At 71.7% G+C, this 20,775-nt stretch carries 20 protein-coding genes; 12 read left to right on the forward strand and 8 right to left on the reverse strand.

The genetic code is table 11. The features are described from left to right. The first annotated feature begins 105 nt into the window (after positions 1 to 105). The 7 genes from ACGFT2_RS31455 (at position 106) to ACGFT2_RS31485 (ending at position 7,662) form a co-directional block, all read left to right on the forward strand. Positions 106 to 699: a TIGR03086 family metal-binding protein gene (locus ACGFT2_RS31455; protein ID WP_393284903.1), complete on the forward strand. Its 594-nt coding sequence runs from the start codon at positions 106 to 108 to the stop codon at positions 697 to 699. 94 nt (positions 700 to 793) lie between these two features. After that, a complete protein-coding gene (locus ACGFT2_RS31460; RefSeq protein ID WP_393284906.1) occupies positions 794 to 1,555 on the forward strand; it encodes an MBL fold metallo-hydrolase in 762 nt (253 codons plus the stop codon). A gap of 152 nt (positions 1,556 to 1,707) precedes the next feature. Next, positions 1,708 to 2,370, forward strand: a complete 663-nt coding sequence (locus ACGFT2_RS31465; protein WP_393284908.1) for a GntR family transcriptional regulator — start codon at positions 1,708 to 1,710, stop codon at positions 2,368 to 2,370. After that, positions 2,367 to 3,290: a dihydrodipicolinate synthase family protein gene (locus ACGFT2_RS31470; protein WP_393284911.1), complete on the forward strand. Its 924-nt coding sequence runs from the start codon at positions 2,367 to 2,369 to the stop codon at positions 3,288 to 3,290. Before ACGFT2_RS31465 ends, ACGFT2_RS31470 begins: the two co-directional genes overlap by 4 nt. Further along, entirely contained in the window at positions 3,287 to 5,020 is a 1,734-nt protein-coding gene (gene araD / locus ACGFT2_RS31475) for an L-arabinonate dehydratase (protein WP_393284914.1), read from the forward strand. The genes ACGFT2_RS31470 and araD overlap by 4 nt, the downstream gene beginning before the upstream one ends. A 236-nt stretch (positions 5,021 to 5,256) precedes the next feature. Beyond that, positions 5,257 to 6,054: an HAD family acid phosphatase gene (locus tag ACGFT2_RS31480; protein ID WP_393284917.1), complete on the forward strand. Its 798-nt coding sequence runs from the start codon at positions 5,257 to 5,259 to the stop codon at positions 6,052 to 6,054. Between the two features lie 156 nt (positions 6,055 to 6,210). Next, positions 6,211 to 7,662, forward strand: a complete 1,452-nt coding sequence (locus tag ACGFT2_RS31485; protein ID WP_393284919.1) for an NCS2 family permease — start codon at positions 6,211 to 6,213, stop codon at positions 7,660 to 7,662. Positions 7,663 to 7,702: 40 nt separating this feature from the next. Here the strand turns inward: ACGFT2_RS31485 and ACGFT2_RS31490 are convergent, their stop codons facing one another. The 3 genes from ACGFT2_RS31490 to ACGFT2_RS31500 form a co-directional block, all read right to left on the reverse strand. Next, positions 7,703 to 9,157 carry a peptidoglycan D,D-transpeptidase FtsI family protein gene (locus tag ACGFT2_RS31490; RefSeq protein ID WP_393284922.1) on the reverse strand — a complete coding sequence of 485 codons (1,455 nt, stop codon included), beginning with the start codon at positions 9,155 to 9,157 and terminating at the stop codon, positions 7,703 to 7,705. A gap of 81 nt (positions 9,158 to 9,238) precedes the next feature. Further along, positions 9,239 to 9,760, reverse strand: a complete 522-nt coding sequence (locus tag ACGFT2_RS31495; RefSeq protein WP_393284924.1) for a GNAT family N-acetyltransferase — start codon at positions 9,758 to 9,760, stop codon at positions 9,239 to 9,241. A 240-nt stretch (positions 9,761 to 10,000) separates the two neighbouring features. Further along, entirely contained in the window at positions 10,001 to 10,774 is a 774-nt protein-coding gene (locus ACGFT2_RS31500) for an IclR family transcriptional regulator (RefSeq protein WP_393284926.1), read from the reverse strand. A 156-nt stretch (positions 10,775 to 10,930) separates the two neighbouring features. Here ACGFT2_RS31500 and ACGFT2_RS31505 point away from each other — a divergent pair, with 156 nt between their 5' ends. Both ACGFT2_RS31505 and ACGFT2_RS31510 read left to right on the forward strand, forming a co-directional pair. Further along, positions 10,931 to 12,460, forward strand: a complete 1,530-nt coding sequence (locus ACGFT2_RS31505; RefSeq protein WP_393284928.1) for an aldehyde dehydrogenase (NADP(+)) — start codon at positions 10,931 to 10,933, stop codon at positions 12,458 to 12,460. An 80-nt stretch (positions 12,461 to 12,540) separates the two neighbouring features. Next, positions 12,541 to 13,149: a DUF1349 domain-containing protein gene (locus tag ACGFT2_RS31510; protein ID WP_393284930.1), complete on the forward strand. Its 609-nt coding sequence runs from the start codon at positions 12,541 to 12,543 to the stop codon at positions 13,147 to 13,149. Here ACGFT2_RS31510 and ACGFT2_RS31515 read toward each other — a convergent pair. Further along, positions 13,109 to 14,497: an MFS transporter gene (locus ACGFT2_RS31515; RefSeq protein ID WP_393284933.1), complete on the reverse strand. Its 1,389-nt coding sequence runs from the start codon at positions 14,495 to 14,497 to the stop codon at positions 13,109 to 13,111. The genes ACGFT2_RS31510 and ACGFT2_RS31515 overlap by 41 nt on opposite strands. 50 nt (positions 14,498 to 14,547) lie before the next feature. On the opposite strand from ACGFT2_RS31515, the gene ACGFT2_RS31520 reads away from it, so the two are divergent. From ACGFT2_RS31520 to ACGFT2_RS31530, 3 genes are all read left to right on the forward strand, one after another. After that, the gene (locus ACGFT2_RS31520; RefSeq protein WP_393284935.1) at positions 14,548 to 15,552 is read left to right on the forward strand and encodes a GlxA family transcriptional regulator; all 1,005 of its coding nucleotides are present in this window, start codon (positions 14,548 to 14,550) and stop codon (positions 15,550 to 15,552) included. 96 nt (positions 15,553 to 15,648) lie between these two features. Further along, the gene (locus ACGFT2_RS31525; protein WP_393284938.1) at positions 15,649 to 16,368 is read left to right on the forward strand and encodes a DsbA family oxidoreductase; all 720 of its coding nucleotides are present in this window, start codon (positions 15,649 to 15,651) and stop codon (positions 16,366 to 16,368) included. A gap of 96 nt (positions 16,369 to 16,464) precedes the next feature. Further along, a complete protein-coding gene (locus ACGFT2_RS31530; RefSeq protein ID WP_393284941.1) occupies positions 16,465 to 17,526 on the forward strand; it encodes an aminotransferase class V-fold PLP-dependent enzyme in 1,062 nt (353 codons plus the stop codon). A 79-nt stretch (positions 17,527 to 17,605) separates the two neighbouring features. Here the strand turns inward: ACGFT2_RS31530 and thpD are convergent, their stop codons facing one another. The 4 genes from thpD to ectA are packed head-to-tail and all read right to left on the reverse strand — an operon-like array spanning position 17,606 to position 20,749. After that, positions 17,606 to 18,493, reverse strand: a complete 888-nt coding sequence (gene thpD, locus ACGFT2_RS31535) for an ectoine hydroxylase (protein ID WP_393284943.1) — start codon at positions 18,491 to 18,493, stop codon at positions 17,606 to 17,608. A gap of 15 nt (positions 18,494 to 18,508) precedes the next feature. Next, positions 18,509 to 18,913, reverse strand: a complete 405-nt coding sequence (locus ACGFT2_RS31540) for an ectoine synthase (RefSeq protein WP_393284945.1) — start codon at positions 18,911 to 18,913, stop codon at positions 18,509 to 18,511. A gap of 32 nt (positions 18,914 to 18,945) precedes the next feature. Beyond that, positions 18,946 to 20,217: a diaminobutyrate--2-oxoglutarate transaminase gene (gene ectB, locus ACGFT2_RS31545; RefSeq protein WP_393284948.1), complete on the reverse strand. Its 1,272-nt coding sequence runs from the start codon at positions 20,215 to 20,217 to the stop codon at positions 18,946 to 18,948. Positions 20,218 to 20,230: 13 nt separating this feature from the next. Beyond that, complete coding sequence (gene ectA / locus ACGFT2_RS31550; RefSeq protein ID WP_393284951.1) at positions 20,231 to 20,749, reverse strand: diaminobutyrate acetyltransferase; 519 nt, start codon at positions 20,747 to 20,749, stop codon at positions 20,231 to 20,233. Positions 20,750 to 20,775 lie beyond the last annotated feature (26 nt).

Below are 20,775 nucleotides of genomic sequence, written 5' to 3' on the forward strand. Positions count from 1 at the left end.
GTCGTGGCCCGTGCGCCGTGGGATCGGCCGCGTCCGCACCGATGAGTTCCGGGGAGCCGGGCGGTCAGCCCTTCGTACGGTGGTGCGACCCCCCAAGGAGTGGACATGACCATGTTGGATCTCGGCCCGCAGACCCGGATCGTGGCACGGCTCGCCGAGTCCGTGACCGACGATCAGCTGACGGCCGACACCCCGTGCCCGGATCTCGCGGTGCGCAACCTGCTGGGCCACATCCTGTCGCTGTCCGTGGCCTTCCGTGACGCCGCCCGCAAGGAACTCGGCGCTACGACCGACAGCGATCCGAACTCCGCCGTCCCGGACCTCGGCCCCGGCTGGCGCGCGGAGCTGCCCAAGCGGCTGGACGAGCTGGCCGACGCCTGGCGCGAACCGGCCGCCTGGACCGGTGACACACGGGCCGGCGGGGTCGACCTGCCGGGCGCCGTGGCGGGCGCCGTCGTCGCCGACGAGCTGGTGATCCACGGCTGGGACCTGGCCCGGGCCACGGGTCAGGACTACGCACCCGATCCGGCGGCCCTCGACTCGGCCTTCGGGTTCCTCCACGCCGCCGCCGGAGACCCGGACCGCGGCAACGGCCTGTTCGGACCGGTCGTCCCGGTCCCGGAGAACGCGCCGCCACTGGACCGCGCGCTCGGCCTGAGCGGCCGCGACCCGGGATGGCGACCGCAGCCCCGCGGCTGAGCGGCCGACGGAGCCCACGGGCGTGCACACCAGCGACCGTGGGTCTTGGCGAAGTGCCGTGGGAGGGGCCGCTCATCGTCGTACGCTCCCTTCCATGCCGCTCACCCTCACCGTCCTCGGCACCGCCTCCCCGCACCCGGGCCCCGACCGGCCCTGCTCCGGCTATCTGCTGTCGGGCGGGGGAGCCGAGGTCTGGGTGGACGCGGGGCCCGGCACGTTCGCCGCGTTGCAGCGGCACACGGATCCCGCCCGGCTCACCGCGGTGTGGATCTCGCATCTGCACGCCGACCACAGCGCCGACCTGCTGTCCGCCGCCTACGCGTTCGCCTTCGGCGGCATGACCCCGCCCGCGCCGGTCCCGGTGTACGCGCCGGGTGACTGCGCCCGGCGGCTGGCCGGCTTCTTCGGACGCGCGGACGTCGACTTCCTCAAGGGCGTGTTCGACTTCCGGGACCTGTACGACGGCCACGACGTGCGGCACTGGAACCTCCGTCTCACCGCCCGCGCCGTCGCCCACGACACCGAGGCCTACGGGCTGCGCGCCGAGTGCCAGGGCAGTGTGCTGGCGTACTCCGGCGACACCGGACCGTGCCCCGCCCTCACCGAACTCGCCACCCGTGCCGATCTGTTCCTGTGCGAGGCGGACGTCGACCGGCACCGCGAAGGCGAAGGACCGCGACCGGTGCACCTGACGCCGGAGGACGCCGGCCGCATCGCCCGCGAAGCCCGCGTACGGGAGTTGCTCGTCACCCACGTCGGGCCGACGCTGACCCGCGAGGCGGCCGCCGCCCGCGCCGCCGCCGTCTTCGGCCGGCCCACGCACATGGCGGTCGAGGGGGGCACGCGCACCGTCTGAGCCGCCTGCCTCGCGCCCGTCCCCTCTTTTGTCAGAGGCATTGACGAAACAGGGCCCCTCTCCCTAGCTTCGACGCGTCGCGCCTCGTACGTCATATATGAGACGCGATACGCGATACGCGATACATGACAGGTGAGATCCGAGAGGGCCGCATGACCTCTGTCCCCACCCCCGTCCCCATCCCGTCCCGCACGCAGTTCGTGCTGGACGCGATCAGACACCGCATCCTCGCCGGGCGGCTGACGCCCGGGCAGGCGCTCGTCGAAACGGAGCTGGCCACGCTGTTCGGGGTGTCCAAGACCCCGGTGCGGGAGGCGCTGAAGACCCTCGCCGGGACCGGCCTCGTCGTGCTGAGCCAGTACAAGGGCGTCACCGTGCGCACGGTGGACGCGGACATGGCGCGCGAGGTCTACGACGTACGGCTGCTGCTGGAGCCGGAGGCCCTGCGCCGGTCGGTCGGGCGCGGTGCCCCCCTGGATGCCGCGCGGTCCGCCCTGCAGCGCGCCGACGAGGCCACCGACCCCGCCGAACGCTCCCTCGCCAACCGGGAGTTCCACCGCGCCCTCTATCTCCCCTGCGGCAACCCGCTGCTCGGCCGGATGCTGGACGAGGTCCGCGACCAGGCCGCCCTCGTCTCCGCCGTCGCATGGGCGGCCGACCCGTCCTGGGAGCTGGAGGCCGCCGAACACCGCGAGATCCTGCGGCTCGCGCTCGACGGTGACGCGGACGGCGCCGCGAGCGCCCTGCACGCCCACATCGCGTCCTTCGTGCGGCGTGCCTTCCCCGAGACCCGCTCAGCGGAAGGCCGGGAATGAGCGGCGTGACGTTCGAGACCGAGCGGGCGGCCCTGGCCGGCGTGGTGGCCATCCCGGTGACCCCGTTCGCCGTGGACGGCTCCGTCGACCTGGACACCTACCGGGCCCTGCTGCGCCGGCTGCTCGACAGCGGGCTCGGCACCCTCACCCCCAACGGGAACACCGGCGAGTTCTACGCCCTCACGCCCGAGGAGCGCCGGCTGGTCACCGAGTCGGCCGTCGAGGAGGCGGGCGACCGTGCGCTGATCCTCGCCGGCGTCGGACACGACCTGCCCTCAGCGATCGCCGCCGCCCGGCACGCCCGCGAGGCCGGCGCCCGGATGGTGATGGTCCACCAGCCCGTCCACCCGTACGTCTCGGCCGCCGGCTGGGTGGACTACCACCGCGCCGTGGCCGATGCCGTGCCCGAACTGGGCGTGGTCCTCTACCTCCGCGACGCCGGGCTGCCCGGCAGCCGCCTCGCCGAACTCGCCGGACACTGCCCGAACGTCATCGGCGTGAAGTACGCCGTACCGGACGCCGTCCGGTTCGCCGCCGTCGCCCGGGACGCGGGCCTCGACCGCTTCGTCTGGGTCGCGGGACTCGCCGAACCCTATGCGCCCGCCTACTTCTCCGCGGGTGCCACCGGGTTCACCTCCGGGCTCGTCAACGTCGCCCCGGCCGTCTCGCTGGCCATGCTCGAAGCCCTCCGGTCCGGCGACCACCCGGCCGCCATGAGGGTCTGGGAGCGGATCCGCCGCTTCGAGGAACTGCGCGCCGCCCACGGCTCCGCCGACAACGTCAGCGTCGTCAAGGAGGCCCTCGCCGCGCTCGGGCTGTGCCGCCGGGACGTCCGGCCGCCGAGCCGGACGCTGCCCGAGGCAGAGCGCGGCGAGATCGCCGCCATCGCCGCCGGCTGGCCGACCGGACGGTCGAGGTGAACGCACCGCGCAGGCAGCCGGAAGAACTCCGCAGCCACCAGTGGTACGGCACCGACGGGCTGCGCTCCTTCAGCCACCGTGCCCGCACCCGCCAGCTCGGCTACCTGCCCGAGGAGCACCTCGGCAAGCCGGTCGTCGCGATCCTCAACACCTGGTCCGACATCAACCCCTGCCATGTCCATCTGCGCGAGCGCGCCCAGGCCGTCAAGCGCGGGGTGTGGCAGGCGGGCGGCTTCCCGCTGGAGTTCCCGGTGGCCACCCTCAGCGAGACCTTCCAGAAGCCGACCCCCATGCTCTACCGCAACCTGCTCGCGATGGAGACGGAGGAACTGCTGCGGTCGTACCCGGTCGACGGCGCGGTCCTCATGGGCGGGTGCGACAAATCGACGCCCGCCCTCCTCATGGGCGCGGCCTCCGTGGACCTGCCCGCCGTCTTCGTCCCGGCCGGGCCCATGCTCCCGGGGCACTGGCGGGACCAGGTCCTCGGCTCCGGCACCGACATGTGGAAGTACTGGGACGACAAGCGGGCCGGACTCATCGGCGACTGCGAGATGGCCGAACTGGAGAGCGGTCTGGCCCGGTCACCCGGACACTGCATGACCATGGGCACGGCGTCCACGCTCACGGCGGCCGCCGAGGCACTGGGCGTGACCGTGCCGGGTGCGTCGAGCATCCCGGCGGTGGACTCCGCCCACGACCGGATGGCCGCCGCAGCGGGCCTGGCGATCGTGGACCTGGTCCACCGGGACCGGAGGCTGAGCGAGATCCTCACCCGCGAGGCCTTCGAGGACGCGGTGACGGCCGTCCTGGGCCTCGGCGGCTCCACCAACGCCGTGATCCACCTGATCGCCATGGCGGGCCGGGCGGGGGTGCGGCTCACCCTGGACGACTTCGACCGCATCTCCCGCACGGTCCCCGTGCTCGCCGACGTCCGCCCCGGCGGGCAGCGCCACCTCATGGAGGACTTCCACTTCGCGGGGGGCCTGCCCGGCTTCCTCTCCCGGATCCCCGACCTGCTCCACCTGGACCGGCCGACCGTCTCGCACGACACCCTGCGCGAGCAACTGCGGGGCGCCCGCGTGCACGACGACGACGTCATCCGGCCCCGCGGCAACCCGGTCGCCCACGAGGGCGGCGTCGCCGTCCTGCGGGGCAACCTGTGCCCGGACGGCGCGGTCGTCAAGCACATCACCGCCGAGCCCCGCCTGCTGCGGCACACCGGCCCGGCCGTCGTCTTCGACGACTACCGCACGATGCAGCGCACCATCGACGACCCCTCGCTCGGCATCACCGCCGACAGCGTGCTGGTGCTGCGCAACGCCGGCCCCAAGGGAGGACCCGGCATGCCCGAGTACGGCATGCTCCCGATCCCCGGCCATCTGCTGAAGCAGGGGGTGCGGGACATGGTCCGGATCTCCGACGCCCGGATGAGCGGCACCAGTTACGGCACCTGTGTGCTGCACGTGGCCCCCGAGTCGTACGTCGGAGGGCCGCTGGCGCTGGTCCGCACCGGGGACCTCATCACCCTGGACGTCGATGCCCGCACCCTCCGTCTGGAGGTGGACGACGCGGATCTGAGGCGCCGTCGGGCCGGGTGGACGCCGCCGCCCGCCCGGTACGAACGTGGCTACGGCGCCCTCTTCCAGGACCAGATCACCCAGGCCGACACCGGCTGTGACTTCGCGTTCCTGGCCCGGCCCGGCCAGGTGCCGGACCCCTACGCCGGCTGACCCCACGCTTCGGTCGCCCTCCGGCGCGCGGATCTCCTGCCTCGTCCCGCAGGAGAGCGGGTCAAGTATGCGTCACGTCCGAGTCAGTGGCCGGTAATCCCCCGAGGTTGCGGACGAGTTGCTCGTGAACAGGGTGTGCGTATCGATCGGATAACGGGACTCGCGGTGTGCTTGTGATGCGCGTAGACAATCTCTGAGCTGGTACATCACCGTTCATCATCAGATCCGGAGAACCCATGCGGAAGTCCCTGAGAGTGGCCGCCGTCGGCGCCGCCTGCGCCGTCGCCGGTGCCGCGCTGTACGGCGCGGGCGCTGCCACCGCCGGTCAGTCCACGGCGAACTCCACCCACGAGCCCTACAACATCGGGCAGTTGGTGAAGGACATCGACACCTACTACGGCACCACGGCCGACGGCAACGGCACATATCAGGCGTCCCCGGACAGTCCGTACGCCGAGGACCTGGCGCGCATCGACCGCGACGCCAAGCGCTACATCGACAAGGCGGCCCGCACGGCGCACCGCCACCACGAGCAGCCGGCCGTCGTCTTCGACATCGACGACACGCTGCTGCTCAGCCTCGACTACGAGAAGCGCTACAACTACACGTACAACTCCACCACGTGGAACGACTACGTGAGCCGCGCCGACCGTCCCGCCGTCTTCGGCAGCCCCGCGCTGGTCCGGTACGCCGAGTCCAAGGGCGTCGAGGTCTTCTACAACTCCGGTCTGACGGAGGCGCAGCGGTCCGCCGCGGTCGCGAACCTGAAGAAGACCGGCGCCGACGTGAACCTCGACGCCGCCCACATGTTCCTCAAGGACGCGGCCAACCCACCGGCCTACCTGAAGGACTGCGCGGCGCCGGGCGCCTGGAAGTGCACGACCGTGCAGTACAAGTCGGGCACCCGCCGGCACATCGAGGACGACCTCGGGTACGAGATCATCGCCAACTTCGGCGACCAGTACTCGGACCTGGACGGCGGCTACGCGAACCGCACCTACAAGCTGCCGAACCCGACGTACTTCGTCTCCTGACGCCCAGCTGCGGGCGGCCCCGCCGGGCCGCCCGCACCCGGGACCGCGGCCGGCCGAAGCCGATTCCGTAACACGGGGAAAACCTGAAACAGGCGCTACGCGGGCACAATCCAGCCAGCATCCGCACACCGCCGTCAGACCCCGGGGAGTTGGACCATGTCCGAGACGCAGAAGGCGGACCAGCGTCCGAGCACCGCGCCACCCGCCCGCAACCGCGTCGACCGGTACTTCCGGATATCCGAGCGGGAATCCACGTTCGGCCGGGAGATACGCGGCGGTTTCGCCACGTTCTTCACCATGGCCTACATCCTCGTCCTGAACCCGATCATCCTGGGCAGCGCCAGGGACAAGTACGGCCACTCCCTCGACACCGGCCAGCTCGTCACCGCCACCGCGCTGGTGGCCTGCGTGATGACGATCGTCATGGGTGTCGGCGGCAACCTCCCGCTCGCCATCGCCGCCGGCCTCGGCCTCAACGCCGTCGTCGCCTTCCAACTCGCCCCGCTGATGAGCTGGTCCGACGCGATGGGCCTGGTCGTGCTGGAGGGCGCGATCATCTGCCTGCTGGTCCTCACCGGACTCCGGGAGGCGATCATGAACGCGATCCCGCAGCAGCTGAAGCAGGCGATCGGCGTCGGCATCGGCCTGTTCATCGCCTTCATCGGTTTCGTCGACGCCGGGTTCGTCAGCCGCATCCCGGACGCCGCCCACACCACCGTGCCCGTGCAGCTCGGCGCCGTCGGGCGCCTCACCGGCTGGCCCGTCCTCGTCTTCTGCCTCGGCGTGCTGCTCACCGTCGCGCTGCTCGCCCGCAGGGTGAAGGGCGCGATCCTCATCAGCATCGTGACGATGACCGTCGTGGCCGTCGTCATCGACACCGTCGCCGACATCAAGAGCTGGGGCCTGACCACGCCCAAGGTGCCGGACGATATCGTCGCCGCGCCGGACTTCGCCCTGGTCGGCCACTTCAGCCTGTTCGGCGGCTTCGCCGAGGCCGGCGTCCTCACCGCCGTCCTGCTCGTCTTCACCCTCATCCTGTCGGACTTCTTCGACGCGATGGGCACCATCGTCGGCATCAGCGCCGAGGCCGGTCTGCTGGACGAGAACGGGCAGGTGCCCGGCATCGGCCGCGTCCTGTTCATCGACGGCGCGGCCGCCGTCGCCGGCGGTGTCGGCTCCGCCTCCTCCAGCACCGCCTACATCGAGTCCGCGGCCGGCGTCGGCGAGGGAGCGCGCACCGGCTTCGCCAACCTGGTCACCGGCGGCCTCTTCGGCCTCGCCCTCTTCCTCACCCCGCTGCTCACCATCGTCCCGCTCCAGGCGGCCGCGCCCGCGCTGATCGCGGTCGGCTTCCTGATGATGACCCACGTCAAGCACATCGACTGGGACGACTACGAGATCGCCGTCCCGGCGTTCCTCACCATCGCCGCGATGCCGTTCACCTACTCCATCACCGACGGCATCGGCGCGGGCTTCCTCGCCTACGTCCTCGTCAAGGCTGTCCTGGGCAAGGCGAAAGAGGTCAACTGGCTGCTGTGGGGGGTCTCCCTGCTGTTCCTCGTGTACTTCGCGATCGATCCGGTGGAGCAGGTGCTGGGTGTGAAGTAGGCCGCGAGGGGGGCGCGCACGCCCCCCTCGCGGGCCCGCCTCAGCTCTTCAGCGCCGCCTCCATCATCGCCTTGGCCACGGGCGCGGCCAGACCGTTTCCGCTGACCTCCGAGCGCGCGGCGTCCGACTGCTCGACCATCACCGCGACGGCGACCTCCTTGCCGCCGCCGGACTTGCCGTACGAGGTGAACCAGGCGTACGGCGTCTTGCTGTTGTTCTCGCCGTGCTGGGCCGTACCGGTCTTGCCGCCGACGGTCACCCCGTCGATCAGCGCGTTCGTGCCCGTGCCCTCCCTGACCACCGTCTCCATGGCCGACTGGAGCTGCTCGGCGGTCGAGGAGCTGACGATCTCCCGGGTGTCCGCGTCGTCGTCGTAGTCCTGCAGCACCTCACCGCCGCCGTCGGTGATCTGCGACACCATGTGGGGCGAGACGAGCTTGCCGCCGTTGGCTATGGCCGCGGACACCATGGCCATCTGCAGCGGGGTCGCGGTGACGTCGAACTGGCCGATGCCGGACAGCGCGGTCTGCGCCTTGTCCATGTCGGAGGGGTAGACGCTCGGGTAGGCCCGCACCGGCACGTCCTGCTTCTGGTCGTTGAAGCCGAACTTCTCGGCCATCTCCCGCACCTTGTCCTGCCCGAGCTGGACGGCCATGTGCCCGAAGACGTTGTTGCAGGAGTAGCGCAGGGCGTCCCGGATCGGGGCGTTCCTGCACGGCGCCGACTTGTTCTCGTTCGGCAGCTCGTGCACCGTGCCCGGCATGATGTAGGGGTCGGGGCTGTCGGTCCGCTCGTCCACGTTCTCGTACAGCCCGTTCTCCAGCGCGGCGGCCGCCACGACCAGCTTGAACGTCGAGCCCGGCGGCAGCGGCTGGCGCAGCGCGCGGTTGGTGAGCGGCTTGTCCTCGTCCGCGTTGAGCGACTTCCAGGCCGAACCGGCCGTGTTCGCGTCGGTCAGCGTGGAGGGGTCGTACGACGGGGTCGACACCGACGCGAGGATCTTGCCGGTCCTGGGGTCGATCGCGACGGCCGCGCCCTTGTTGCCGCCCAGCGCGCGGTACGCCGCCTTCTGCACGGCCGGATCGATCGTGGTGAGGACGTCGCCGGGATCGGCACGCCGGCCCGTGACGGTGTCCATCACCGTCTTGAGCTTCGCGTCCGTGCCGTTGAGCAGGTCCGTGTAGATGCCCTCCAGCTGGGTGGGCGCGTACGCCTGCGAGGCGTACCCGGTCACCGCGGCGTAGAGCTTGCCGTCCTTGTACGTCCGCTTGTACGCGAGGTCGCCCCCCTTCGTCCGTGCGGAGCCGGTGATCGTGTCACCGGCCACGATGATGTTCCCCAGCGGCCGCGAGTACGTGTCGATCGCGTTGCGCCGGTTGTGGTTGTCGTCCGCGAGGGCCTTGCCGTCGTAGAACTGCACCCATGTCGCCCTGACCAGCAGAGCGAGCACGAGCAGCAGTGTGAAGACGGACGCCCGCCTGATCGTCTTGTTCATCCCGCTCGGAAGACGAGCGGGACGGGGGGGAACGTTCCCGTCCGCCGGCATTCTCATCGAGCGTTCAGGAAACCGGGGCGTTCAGGAGACCGGATCGCCGCCTGTACCCCGGGCGCCGCCGCCCAGGGGGCTTCGGACGTCCAGGACGAGGACGACCTCCTCGATCTCCCGGCCGCGTCCGTTCGCGTACCCGCGGGCCCGGACCGACTCGCGGAACCCGCACTTGCCCAGCACCCGCAGCGAGGCCGCGTTGTCGGCCGCCGCACGCGCGTACAGAGGCCGTTCGGGCACCTCGGCGAGCAGCGCCCGCAGGGCCGCCGTGGCCACACCCCGGCCCCAGTACGCGCGGTCGATCCAGTACGTCACCTCGCGCTCGCCGGGCTCGCCGTAGACCGCCGCGCTGCCCGCCACCCGCCCGTCCGTCACGACCGTGCGCACCACGTCGGAGGAGTTCCGCAGCCGTTCCCACTGGGCGTCGAAGGCGGCCCGGTCGCCCGGGTCCGGCGGGCCGAACGCGGCCATCCGGACCGCCTCGGGGTCGGTCATCTGCCGGAAGAACACCGGCAGATCGTCGTCCGCCACGGTCCGCAACGCGATCTCCATGGAACCGACCCTACGACCACCACAAACCCGCGCCCACGACCGCCATGGACCCCCGCCCACGTCCGCCACAAACCCGCGCCCACGACCGCCACGGACCCCCGCCCACGTCCGCCACAAACCCGCGCCCACGACCTCCACGGACCCGCGCCCACGACCGCCACGAACCCCCGCCCACGACCGTCGCGCGGCTCCGGGCCTCTCCCGTGCCTCCCGTGCGTCCCGGGTCGGCGGGCCTCGGGGTCAGAGCCTCCGGGTCGCTAGCGTCAGGCGGTCCCGGGCGTCGAACAGCGCGTCCTTGATCAGCTGCTCGTGGGCGGGGGTCAGCCGGGCCACCGGGACCGAGCAGCTGACGGCGTCCCGGGCGGGCGTGCGGTACGGGATCGCCACGCCGAAGCAGCGCAGGCCCAGCGTGTTCTCCTCGCGGTCGACCGCGAACCCCTGCTCCCGGACCTGGTGCAGCTCCTCGATGAGCTTCTCCCGGTCGGTGACGGTGTGCTCGGTGAGCGCGGGCAGCGTCTCGGGCAGCAGTTTGCGCACCTGCTCGTCGGTGTACGTGGCGAGGATCGCCTTGCCGAGCGAGGTGGAGTGGGCCGGCAGCCGGCGCCCGACCCGGGTGAACGGGCGCAGGTAGTGCTGGGACTGGCGGGTGGCCAGATAGACGACGTTGACGCCGTCCAGGCGGGCCAGGTGGATGGTCTCCGTGGTGTCGTCGGAGAGCCGGTCCAGCGTCGGGCGGGCGGCGGCCACCACCTCGTCGCCGTCGATGTACGAAGTGCCGACGAGCAGCGCCCGCACCCCGATGCCGTACCGGGTGCCCGTCGAGTCCGTCTCCACCCAGCCCAGTTCCACGAGCGTGCGCAGCAGCATGTACAGGCTGGACTTGGGGTACCCCACGGCCTCCTGGACGGCCGCGAGGGAGTGCATGCCGGGCCGGCCGGCGAAGTACTCCAGCAGCTCAACGGTCCGTACCGCGGACTTGACCTGCGCCCCGCCGCCTGTGTCGCCTGCCGTCATCGCCTCTGACCCCTTCGTTCGACGAGGACCTGGATATTTGAGGACCCAGATATGTAGTCTCCGAGCAGCGTATTCATCATCAGAGACAGTGTTCAGTATATCGAACGCGCCTGATGGGTGACCGAGACAGTGCGGCCTTATTGGGAGGGACCCGCGGTGGCAGCAGCACCAGTCTGGAGTGTCGACCCGCGCACCGGGAAGCAGCGGGAACAGGTTGCGGTGGAGGCCACAGCCCGGGAGGTGGACGCTGCGGTGCGGGCGGCCCAGGCCGCCCGCGACGGCCTCGCCGACCGCGCGGTCCGCTCCGCGTTCCTGCGCTCGGCCGCCGCGGGTCTGGAGGCGGCCGCGGACGGCCTGATCGAGACCGCCGACGCCGAGACCGCGCTCGGCCCGGTCCGGCTGACCGGCGAACTCGCCCGCACCGCCTACCAGTTGCGGGCCTTCGCCGACATCGTCGACGAGGGTGCCTTCCTCGACGTGATCATCGATCACCCCGACGCCACCGCGACCCCGCCGGTCCCGGACCTGCGCCGCCACAAGGTCCCGCTCGGCGTCGTCGCGGTCTACTCCGCCTCCAACTTCCCCTTCGCCTTCTCCGTCGCCGGCGGCGACACCGCGAGCGCGCTGGCCGCGGGCTGCCCGGTCGTCGTCAAGGCCCACCCCGACCACCCGGCACTCTCCGAGCTGGTCGCCGGGGTGCTGCGCCGGGCCGCCGCCGAGCACGGCATCGCCGAGGGCGCCGTCGGCCTCGTGCACGGCTTCGGGGCGGGCGTCGAGCTGATCGAGCACCCACTGATCGCCGCCGCCGGCTTCACCGGATCCGTGCGCGGCGGCCGTGCCCTCTTCGACGCGGCCGCCGCCCGGCCGGTGCCGATCCCGTTCCACGGCGAGCTGGGTTCGCTGAACCCGGTGCTGGTCACCGAGGACGCCGCGGCCGAGCGTGCGGAGGAGATCGGGGCCGGGCTCGCCGGGTCGATGACCCTCGGAGTCGGCCAGTTCTGCGTCAAGCCGGGTCTGGTGCTGGTGCCGTCCGGTGCGGGCGGCGACCGGCTGGTGAAGTCCCTGACCGGCGCGGTCGGGGACACCGGCGCCGGGGTGCTCCTCGACCACCGCATGCGGGACGACTTCATCGCCGGTGTGCGCGAGCGTGCCGGCCTGGCGGGCGTGGAGTCCCCGGTGCCGCCGGGCGCGGGCGGCGAGCACACGGTCAGCGCCGGGGTCCTGACGGTCGCGGCGAGCCGGCTGGCCGAGGCGGGGCCCGCCGACCTGCTGCTGGAGGAGTGCTTCGGGCCGGTCACCGTGGTGGTCCGCTACGACGACGACACCGAGGCGAGGGCGGTGCTGTCGCGGCTGCCGGGGAACCTCACGGCGACGGTCCAGCTGTCCTCGCGGGAGGCGGCCGGTGAGGGCCGTGGCAGGGAGATCCTCGCCGAGCTGACTCCGCTGGCCGGGCGCGTGCTGGTGAACGGCTGGCCGACGGGAGTGGCCGTGGCGCCGGCCCAGCACCACGGGGGGCCCTACCCGGCGACGACCTCCACCTCCACCTCCGTCGGCGGTACCGCCATCGAGCGGTGGCTGCGGCCGGTCGTCTACCAGAACGCCCCGGAGGCCCTGCTGCCGAGGGAACTCCGCGACGACAATCCGCTCGGGCTTCCCCGGCGGCTCAACGGGGTGCTGGAGCGGTAGCGCCGGGCGCGTGAGACGGGACCGGCGAGGTCTCCCCGGAACATCCGCGGCGAGGAAACATCTACTGCGACAATCGGACGATGGACGTGGAACTTCCCGAACTCCCTTTCCCGCTGCGGACGTACGGACCCGACGGTCACTGGGTCCACGAGGACGGTGTGCTGAGCGGATGGGCCGGCCCCCGGCAGGACCGGTTCGTGCCGCCCACCGGGGAGGCCGTCGACCCCGCCGCCGACGCGCCCCGGCTGCTCGGGGCGCCCGAGGGGGACTTCCAGCTGATCGCGCGCGTCACCGTGGGGTTCCGGGCCGCGTTCGACGCCGGTGTGCTGTACGTCCACGTCGGCGAGCGGGCCTGGGCCAAGCTCTGCCTGGAGTACTCCCCGGACGTCCCCACCGTCTGCACGGTGGTCACCCGGGGGCACTCCGACGACGCCAACTCCTTCACTGTGGAGGGGAGTTCGGTGTGGCTGCGGGTCAGCCGGACCGGACGGGCCTTCGCCTTCCACGCCTCCCGGGACGGGGTGCGCTGGACCTTCGTCCGGCTCTTCACCCTGGGTGAGGAGAAGGAGACGGGTGCCGCGCTGGTCGGGTTCATGACCCAGTCCCCGCTGGGGGAGGGGTGCGTGGTCACGTACGACCACATCGAGTTCAGGACCGCCTGGCCGAGCGACCTGCGAGACGGATGCTGAGGGCGGACGTCAGCGTCAGCAGGGCCGCACTGATCCCCAGGCTGAGCCGCATGCCCGTCTCGAAACCGTCGGCGACGAGCGCCCCGAACACCGCGATGCCCAGGCCGCCGGAGACCTGCCGGGCCGCGTTGAGCACGCCGGCCGCCAGGCCCGCGCGGTCGGCCGGTACGGCGTCCATCATGGCGGCGGTGAGCGGCGGCACCGTCAGCGCGCACCCCAGTGCCAGCGGGATCAGCAGCGCGGCCACCAGCGGCGGCGGCGTGTCGGCGTCGACGTAGAGCAGCGCGAGCAGGCCGAGGACGGCGACGGGCTGGCCCACGAGCATCGGCAGCCGGGGGCCGTAGCGGCTCGCGAGCTTGCCCGCGACCACGTTCGTCACCGCGATCAGGCCCGTCATCGGCAGGAACATCAGCCCCGCGTACAGCGCGGAGTGCCGCTGCACCTGCTGGAAGAAGAGGGAGAAGACGAACACCATGCTGTAGAAGGCCACGCTGACCGCCGCTCCCGCCGCGACCGCCGTCGCCACGGTCCGGTTCCGGAACAGGCCGAGGGGCACCACCGGATGGGGCCGGCGCGCCTCGACGCGCAGGAACGCGGCGCCCGCGACGAGGGCCACCACCAGCGCCGCCCAGCCCGCCGCACCGCCCTCGATCGCCGCGAACGTCAGGGCCGTCAGCGCCACCACCGCCGTCAGCTGGCCGGGCACGTCCACCGGTGCGGGGCGGGGCCGCGAGCGCGGGGCCCGGACCAGCAGCACCAGGATCACCGCGCCCACCGGCAGGTTCACGAAGAAGATGCCGCGCCAGTCCCAGACCGTGGTCAGCGCGCCGCCCGCCACCGGACCGAGCGCCACCGCCAGCGAACCGCCCGCCGCCCAGGCGGCCACCGCGCGGGCACGCCGCGCCGGGTCGGGGTAGGCCTGGCGCACCAGCGCCAGTGAGGCCGGGAGCACGACCGCCGCCGCCACGCCCTGCACGACCCGGGCGCCGATCAGCGAGGCCAGGTCCGGGGCCAGTCCGCAGGCCGCCGAGGCGAGCGTGAACACCGCGGTGCCGAGCGTGAACGCCCGGCTCGCCCCGATCCGGTCGGAGAAGGCCCCGGTGGACAGCATCAGCGCGGCGAAGGACAGGGTGTAGGCGTCCACCACCCACTGCAGGCCGGACATGCCGGCGCCGAAGCCGGAACCGATGGCGGGCAGGGCCACGTTCACCACCGACGCGTCGAGGCAGATCAGCGCGAAGCCGAGCAGGGAGGCGGTGAGGGTGAGGGCGGGCGAGGCGCTCCCGGGCGCCAACCCGCCCGTGGTCAGGCCGGCTTCCTCGGCCTTCGGCATCTGTTTCGTTGACATGCCCTTCATGCTGCGGACCGGCGACGTCGTACAGTAGTGACCTGAATGCCATGCATCCGGAGGTTCTGGCCATGCCCGAGCGGCTCGCCCCGCACCGCGTCACCGTCATCGCCCCGTCCCCCGTCTCCATGTTCAACCTCGCCATGCCGGAGATGCTGTTCGGCAAGGTCGAGACGGACGGGCGGCCGGGCTACGAGGTGGTCGTCTGCACGGCCGAGCCCGGACCCGTGCCCACCACCGGCGGCCTCGACCTGTACGTCCCGCACGGTCTGGACGCAGTGCGGCAGGCGGACACGGTGGTCGTCGCCGGTACCGGGGCGCCCTTCGAACCGGACCCCCGGATCGTGGCCGCCGTCCGCGAGGCGGCCGCCGACGGCAAGCGCATCGCCTCCATCTGCACCGGCGCCTTCCAGCTCGCCGAGGCGGGCCTGCTCCACGGCCGCCGGGCCACCACCTACTGGGCGCACGCCGACGAGATGCGCAAGCGGTACCCGCACGTCGACCTGCGCGCGGACGTGCTCTACGTACAGGACGGCCCGATCCTGACCTCCTCCGGCTACGCGGCCGGCATCGACCTGTGCCTGCACCTCATCCGCACCGACTACGGCGCCGCCGTGGCCAACGAGGTCGCCCGCCGCGCCCTGGTCGCCCCGGTCCGCCCCGGCGGCCAGACCCAGTTCACCCAGACACCGCTGCCGCCCGAGCGCGGCACCGTCTGCGCCGACACCCGCGGCTGGGCCATGCGCAACCTGGACAGACCGCTCACCCTCACCGATCTGGCCCGGCACGCCGGAGTCTCCGTCCGCACCCTCACCCGGCGCTTCCACGCCGAGAGCGGGGTCAGCCCGCTGCAGTGGCTGCTGCACCAGCGCATCGAGCGGGCCAGGGAACTGCTGGAGACCACCACCCTGTCCATGGACCAGGTGGCCACCGCCTGCGGCCTGGGCACCGCCGACTCGCTGCGCGCCCACGTGGTCCGCCGCACCGGCCTCACCCCGAGCGCCTACCGCGCCCAGTTCAGCCGGCGCGGCACCGGGCCGCGGACGGCCGCGTGAGCCGGCCGGCCGGGGAATGGAACGCGCTCATTGAACGTTCACGTACCGGCGCCGGGGAGAGTCCCCGTGCCCGTACGACCTGGAGAGAGCCGGAGAATGCGCGTCGAGATCTGGAGCGACATCGCCTGCCCGTGGTGCTACGTGGGCAAGGCCCGCTTCGAGAAGGCGCTGGCCGCCTTCCCGCACCGCGACGAGGTCGAGGTGGTGCACCGCTCCTTCGAGCTCGACCCCGGCCGCGCCAAGGGCGAGGTGCAGCCGGTGATCACCATGCTGACCCGGAAGTACGGCATGAGCGAGGCGCAGGCCCAGGCCGGCGAGGACAACCTGGGCGCCCAGGCCGCCGCCGAGGGCCTGGACTACCGCACCCGGGACCGTGACCACGGCAACACCTTCGACATGCACCGCCTGCTGCACCTCGCCAAGGAGCACGGCAGGCAGGACGAGCTGATCCAGATCCTCTACCGGGCGAACTTCGCCGAGGAGCGGTCCGTCTTCGCCGAGGGCGACGACCGCCTGGTCGAGCTGGCCGTCGAGGCCGGACTGGACGCCGCCACGGTCCGCAAGGTGCTCGCCGACCCGCTCGCGTACGCCGAGGCGGTCCGCGCCGACGAGCGCGAGGCCGCCCAGCTGGGTGCGAACGGCGTCCCCTTCTTCGTCCTCGACCGCACGTACGGCGTATCCGGCGCCCAGCCCGCAGAGGTCTTCACCCAGGCGCTGGCCCAGGCCTGGGGCGAGCGCTCACCGCTGAAGCCGGTCGCGCAGGGGGACGCGGAAGCCTGCGGTCCGGACGGGTGCGCGGTCCCGCGGCACGACTGAAAACCGCAGGTCGGCGCGGATGTATAAGGCGTGCTAAGCGGAACCACGTAAAAATCCGCAATGGACGGCGACTTCGTGGGGCCGCAAAGTTGTGCCATGGACACCACGGAGACGTTCGAGAGCCGCGTCCGCGCCGAGTTCACCCCCAAGAGCATCCACCTCAACACCGCGAGCAGCGGCCTGCTGCCCGCCCGTACCGTCGCAGCCCTGCACGAGGCGGCGTTGCTGCGGGCCGAGGGCCGGCCACTGAACCCACTGTTCGAGGACGTGGAGGCCTGCCGGGCCGCGTACGCCCGGCTCGCCGGTGTTCCCGCCACCCGGGTGGCGGCCGGCGCCTCCGTGGCCGCGCACACCGGCGTGATCGCGGCCTCGCTGCCCGCGGGTGCCGAAATCCTCACCGCCCAGGACGACTTCACCTCCGTGCTCAACCCGTTCCACGTCCGCGGCGACCTCAAGGTCCGCACGGTCCCGCTGGAGCGGATCGCGGAGTCCGTCCGCCCGGGCACCGCGCTCGTCGCGGTCAGCGCGGCCCAGTCCGCCGACGGACGCGTCGCCGACCTGCCCGCCGTCCGCGCGGCCGCCCGGGCGCACGGCGCGCGCACCTACGTCGACTTCTCCCAGGCCGCGGGCTGGCTGCCGATGGACGCGGGGGCCTACGACTTCACCGCCTCGGTCTCCTTCAAGTGGCTGCTGGGGCCGCACGGGGCCGCCTTCCTCACCGTTCCCGAGGACTTCGGCGGCCTGACACCGGTACTCGCCGGCTGGGTCGCGGGCGAGGCGCCGTGGGACAGCTGCTACGGCCCGGTCGGCGAACTCGCCCATTCTGCAAGGCGGTTCGACCTCACCTATGCGCTGTTCACCTTCGCGGGCCTGCGCCGCTCCCTCGCCCTGCTCGAGGAACTCGGCGTGGCGGCGATCCACGCGCATGACGTGGCCCTCGCCGACCGGTTCCGGGCGGGACTCGCGCGGCTCGGTCACGAGCCGGTGCCCGCACCCGGCTCGGCGATCGTCTCGGTGCCCGGTCTCGGCTTCCGGCAGGCGGGCCTGAGCCGCGCGGGCATCGAGGTCTCCGACCGCGCGGGCAATCTGCGCGCGGCCTTCCACCTCTACAACACGGCCGCCGACGTGGACCGCCTGCTGGCGGCACTGTCCGGCTGACACCACCGGGCCGGGGCCTCCCGTCCCACACGAGGAGGCCCCGGCCCGGTGCTCGGGGGGGTCACTGCACGGTCACACGTCACGTCACCGGAGTGAAGTCCGTCGCTCCGATGAACTCCGGCCGGCGCACCGGCGCCGCGAACGGCTCCACCGCCGTGTTCTCCACGCTGTTGAACACGATGAAGACGTTGCTGCGCGGATACGGCGTGATGTTGTCGCCGGAGCCGTGCATGCAGTTGCAGTCGAACCAGGTCGCCGAGCCGGCCTTGCCGGTGAACAGCCGGATGCCGTGCTCGCTCGCCAGTGCGGTCAGCGCCTCGTCGGACGGCGTGCCCGCGTCCTGCATCTGGAGCGACTTCTTGTAGTTGTCCTTGGGCGTCTCCCCGGAACAGCCGAGGAACGTCCGGTGCGAGCCCGGCATGATCATGAGCCCGCCGTTGGTGTCGAAGTTCTCGGTCAGCGCGATCGAGACGGACACCGTGCGCATGTTCGGCAGGCCGTCCTCGGCGTGCCAGGTCTCGAAGTCCGAGTGCCAGTAGAAGCCGCTCGCGCCGAAGCCCGGCTTGACATTGATCCGGGACTGGTGGACGTACACGTCCGAGCCGAGGATCTGCCGGGCCCGGCCGACCACCCGGGGATCGCGCACCAGCTTCGCGAACACCTCGCTGATCTTGTGCACCTCGAAGACCGAGCGGATCTCCTTGGACTTCGGCTCGACGATGGAGCGCTCGTCGGCACGGATCGCCGGATCGGTGACCAGCCGCTCCAGCTCACCGCGGTACACCTCGACCTCGTCCGGCGTGATCAGCTGGTCGACGGCGAGGAAGCCGTCGCGCTCGTACGCCTGCAGATCGGCGTTCGCAATCGGGCCCGGCGTGTCCGGGGAGCCCCAGAGGACCGGGTCCTTGCGGGGGACGGACACCTCGGTGATGCCGCGGGTGGGGTACAGGTCGGTGACAGTGGTCATGGTGGTCACTGGATGTCACACCTCCTCGGGCTCGGTGAGCAGCGGGTAGACGCCGTTCTCGTCGTGGTCCTCCCGTCCGGTGACGGGCGGGTTGAACACGCAGATGCAGTGGAAGTCCTCCTTGACGCGCAGCGTGTGCCGCTCGTGCCCGTCCAGGAGGTACATGGTGCCGGGGGTGATGGTGTACGTCTTCCCGGCCTCGTGGTCGGTGAGTTCGGCCTCGCCCTTGGTGCAGACGACGGCCTCGACGTGGTTGGCGTACCACATCGACGTCTCGGTCCCGGCGTAGAGGATGGTCTCGTGCAGCGAGAAGCCGACCCGTTCCTTGGCGAGGACGATCCGCTTGCTCTCCCAGGTACCGGACTCGGCCTTGACGTGGCGGTCGGTGCCTTCGACTTCCTTGAACGATCGGACGATCACGGTGGTGCTCTTCCTCCTGGTAGTCGGACGGGTCAGACGGTTTCCCGGACGGCGCGGGCGAGGATGCTCAGCCCCTCGTCCAGTTCGTCGGGTGTGATGGTGAGGGCGGGCAGCAGCTTGACCACCTCGCTCTCCGGGCCGGACGTCTCGATGAGCAGCCCGAGCTCGAAGGCGCGCTTGGCGACACGCGAGGCCCGGTCCTTGGCGTGGAACTCCAGGCCCCACACGAGCCCGCGACCGCGGTACTCCTTCACATCGGCGAGGTTCTCCTCGGTGATGGAGATCAGCGCCTGCTCGACCTGCTCGCCGCGGGTGCGGGTCTGCTTCTCCATGGCCGAGCCGTCGGTCCAGTACGTCTCCAGGGCCGCGGTGGCCGTGACGAACGCCGGGTTGTTGCCGCGGAAGGTGCCGTTGTGCTCACCCGGCTCCCAGACGTCCAGCTCGGGCTTGAACAGGCACAGCGACATGGGCAGTCCGTAGCCGCTGATCGACTTGGAGACCGTGACGATGTCGGGCGTGATCCCCGCCTCCTCGAAGGAGAAGAAGGCGCCCGTGCGGCCGCAGCCCATCTGGATGTCGTCGACGATCAGCAGCATGTCCTGCCGCTCGCACAGCTCCTTGAGCGCGCGCAGCCATTCGGGCCGGGCGGCGTTGATGCCGCCCTCGCCCTGCACGGTCTCCACGATCACGGCGGCGGGCTTGTTGAGGCCGGAACCCTGGTCCTCCAGCAGCCGCTCGAACCACAGGAAGTCCGGGACCTTGCCCTCGAAGTAGTTGTCGAACGGCATGGGCGTGCCGTGCACCAGCGGTATGCCGGCGCCGGCGCGCTTGAAGGCGTTGCCGGTGACGGCGAGCGAGCCCAGGGACATCCCGTGGAAGGCGTTCGTGAACGAGACGATCGCCTCGCGGCCCTTCACCTTCCGGGCCAGCTTCAGCGCCGACTCGACGGCGTTGGTGCCCGTCGGGCCCGGGAACATGACCTTGTACGGCAGATCGCGCGGGCGCAGCACGAGATCCTGGAACGTCTGCAAGAAGGATCGTTTCGCCGTGGTCGACATGTCCAGGCCGTGGGTGACCCCGTCCCGGGACAGATAGTCGATCAGCGCCCGTTTCAGGACCGGGTTGTTGTGGCCGTAGTTGAGTGAGCCGGCACCGGCGAAGAAGTCGAGGTACGCGTGCCCGTCCTCGTCGTACATGCGGCTGCCCACTGCACGGTCGAAGACGGTGGGCCAGCCGCGGCAGTAGCTGCGCACCTCGGACTCGACGGTCTCGAAGACACTCAGGTCGGGCTGGGTGATGGTCACGGTGAATCGCTCCTCAGTGGGCGGTGAAGTCGGTCAACGGGCCGATGCGGTACAGCACTTCGGGATCGTGCGGGCCGTCCGGGAAGAGGTCGGCGGGGAACAGCACCTCGCGGGAGACCTCTGCTTCGTGCCGGGCGGCGAACGACGTGAACAGGCGCTCGGACGCGGTGTTGCCGGGGCTGATGGTCGTCTCGACCTCGGTGATGCCGCGCTCGGCGGTGAGCCGGGCGGCCAGCCCCTCCAGCAGCGCGGCGGCGATGCCGAGGCCCCGGTGGGCGGAGTCCACGGCCACCTGCCAGACGAGCAGGGTCCCGGGGCGGTCCGGCCGGACATAGCCGGTGAGGAATCCGACCGGCTCCCCGTCCGCACCGCGCGCCACCGCCGAGGTGCCGGCGAAGTCCCGGCACCACAGCAGATAGCTGTACGAGGAGTTCACGTCGAGGGTTTTCGAGTCCTTGGCGATACGCCAGAGCGCGGCCCCGTCGGCTATCGCCGGTCGGTCGATGAGTAGGTCTGCTGGTGCGGCAGTCATGCGGCCCGAATTTAGCGAGGCGAATT

This window comes from Streptomyces sp. NPDC048514 (genome assembly GCF_043199955.1).
Classification (GTDB): domain Bacteria; phylum Actinomycetota; class Actinomycetes; order Streptomycetales; family Streptomycetaceae; genus Streptomyces.

What these genes read in the sequence shown, in the direction of transcription:
- ACGFT2_RS31455 (WP_393284903.1), top strand. Translation starts at nt 106, where the DNA reads ATGACCATGTTGGATCTCGGCCCGCAGACCCGGATCGTGGCACGGCTC.
- ACGFT2_RS31460 (WP_393284906.1), top strand. Translation starts at nt 794, where the DNA reads ATGCCGCTCACCCTCACCGTCCTCGGCACCGCCTCCCCGCACCCGGGC.
- ACGFT2_RS31465 (WP_393284908.1), top strand. Translation starts at nt 1,708, where the DNA reads ATGACCTCTGTCCCCACCCCCGTCCCCATCCCGTCCCGCACGCAGTTC.
- ACGFT2_RS31470 (WP_393284911.1), top strand. Translation starts at nt 2,367, where the DNA reads ATGAGCGGCGTGACGTTCGAGACCGAGCGGGCGGCCCTGGCCGGCGTG.
- ACGFT2_RS31480 (WP_393284917.1), top strand. Translation starts at nt 5,257, where the DNA reads ATGCGGAAGTCCCTGAGAGTGGCCGCCGTCGGCGCCGCCTGCGCCGTC.
- ACGFT2_RS31485 (WP_393284919.1), top strand. Translation starts at nt 6,211, where the DNA reads ATGTCCGAGACGCAGAAGGCGGACCAGCGTCCGAGCACCGCGCCACCC.
- ACGFT2_RS31490 (WP_393284922.1), bottom strand. Translation starts at nt 9,157, where the DNA reads ATGAACAAGACGATCAGGCGGGCGTCCGTCTTCACACTGCTGCTCGTG.
- ACGFT2_RS31495 (WP_393284924.1), bottom strand. Translation starts at nt 9,760, where the DNA reads ATGGAGATCGCGTTGCGGACCGTGGCGGACGACGATCTGCCGGTGTTC.
- ACGFT2_RS31500 (WP_393284926.1), bottom strand. Translation starts at nt 10,774, where the DNA reads ATGACGGCAGGCGACACAGGCGGCGGGGCGCAGGTCAAGTCCGCGGTA.
- ACGFT2_RS31510 (WP_393284930.1), top strand. Translation starts at nt 12,541, where the DNA reads ATGGACGTGGAACTTCCCGAACTCCCTTTCCCGCTGCGGACGTACGGA.
- ACGFT2_RS31515 (WP_393284933.1), bottom strand. Translation starts at nt 14,497, where the DNA reads ATGTCAACGAAACAGATGCCGAAGGCCGAGGAAGCCGGCCTGACCACG.
- ACGFT2_RS31520 (WP_393284935.1), top strand. Translation starts at nt 14,548, where the DNA reads ATGCATCCGGAGGTTCTGGCCATGCCCGAGCGGCTCGCCCCGCACCGC.
- ACGFT2_RS31525 (WP_393284938.1), top strand. Translation starts at nt 15,649, where the DNA reads ATGCGCGTCGAGATCTGGAGCGACATCGCCTGCCCGTGGTGCTACGTG.
- ACGFT2_RS31530 (WP_393284941.1), top strand. Translation starts at nt 16,465, where the DNA reads ATGGACACCACGGAGACGTTCGAGAGCCGCGTCCGCGCCGAGTTCACC.
- thpD (WP_393284943.1), bottom strand. Translation starts at nt 18,493, where the DNA reads ATGACCACTGTCACCGACCTGTACCCCACCCGCGGCATCACCGAGGTG.
- ectA (WP_393284951.1), bottom strand. Translation starts at nt 20,749, where the DNA reads ATGACTGCCGCACCAGCAGACCTACTCATCGACCGACCGGCGATAGCC.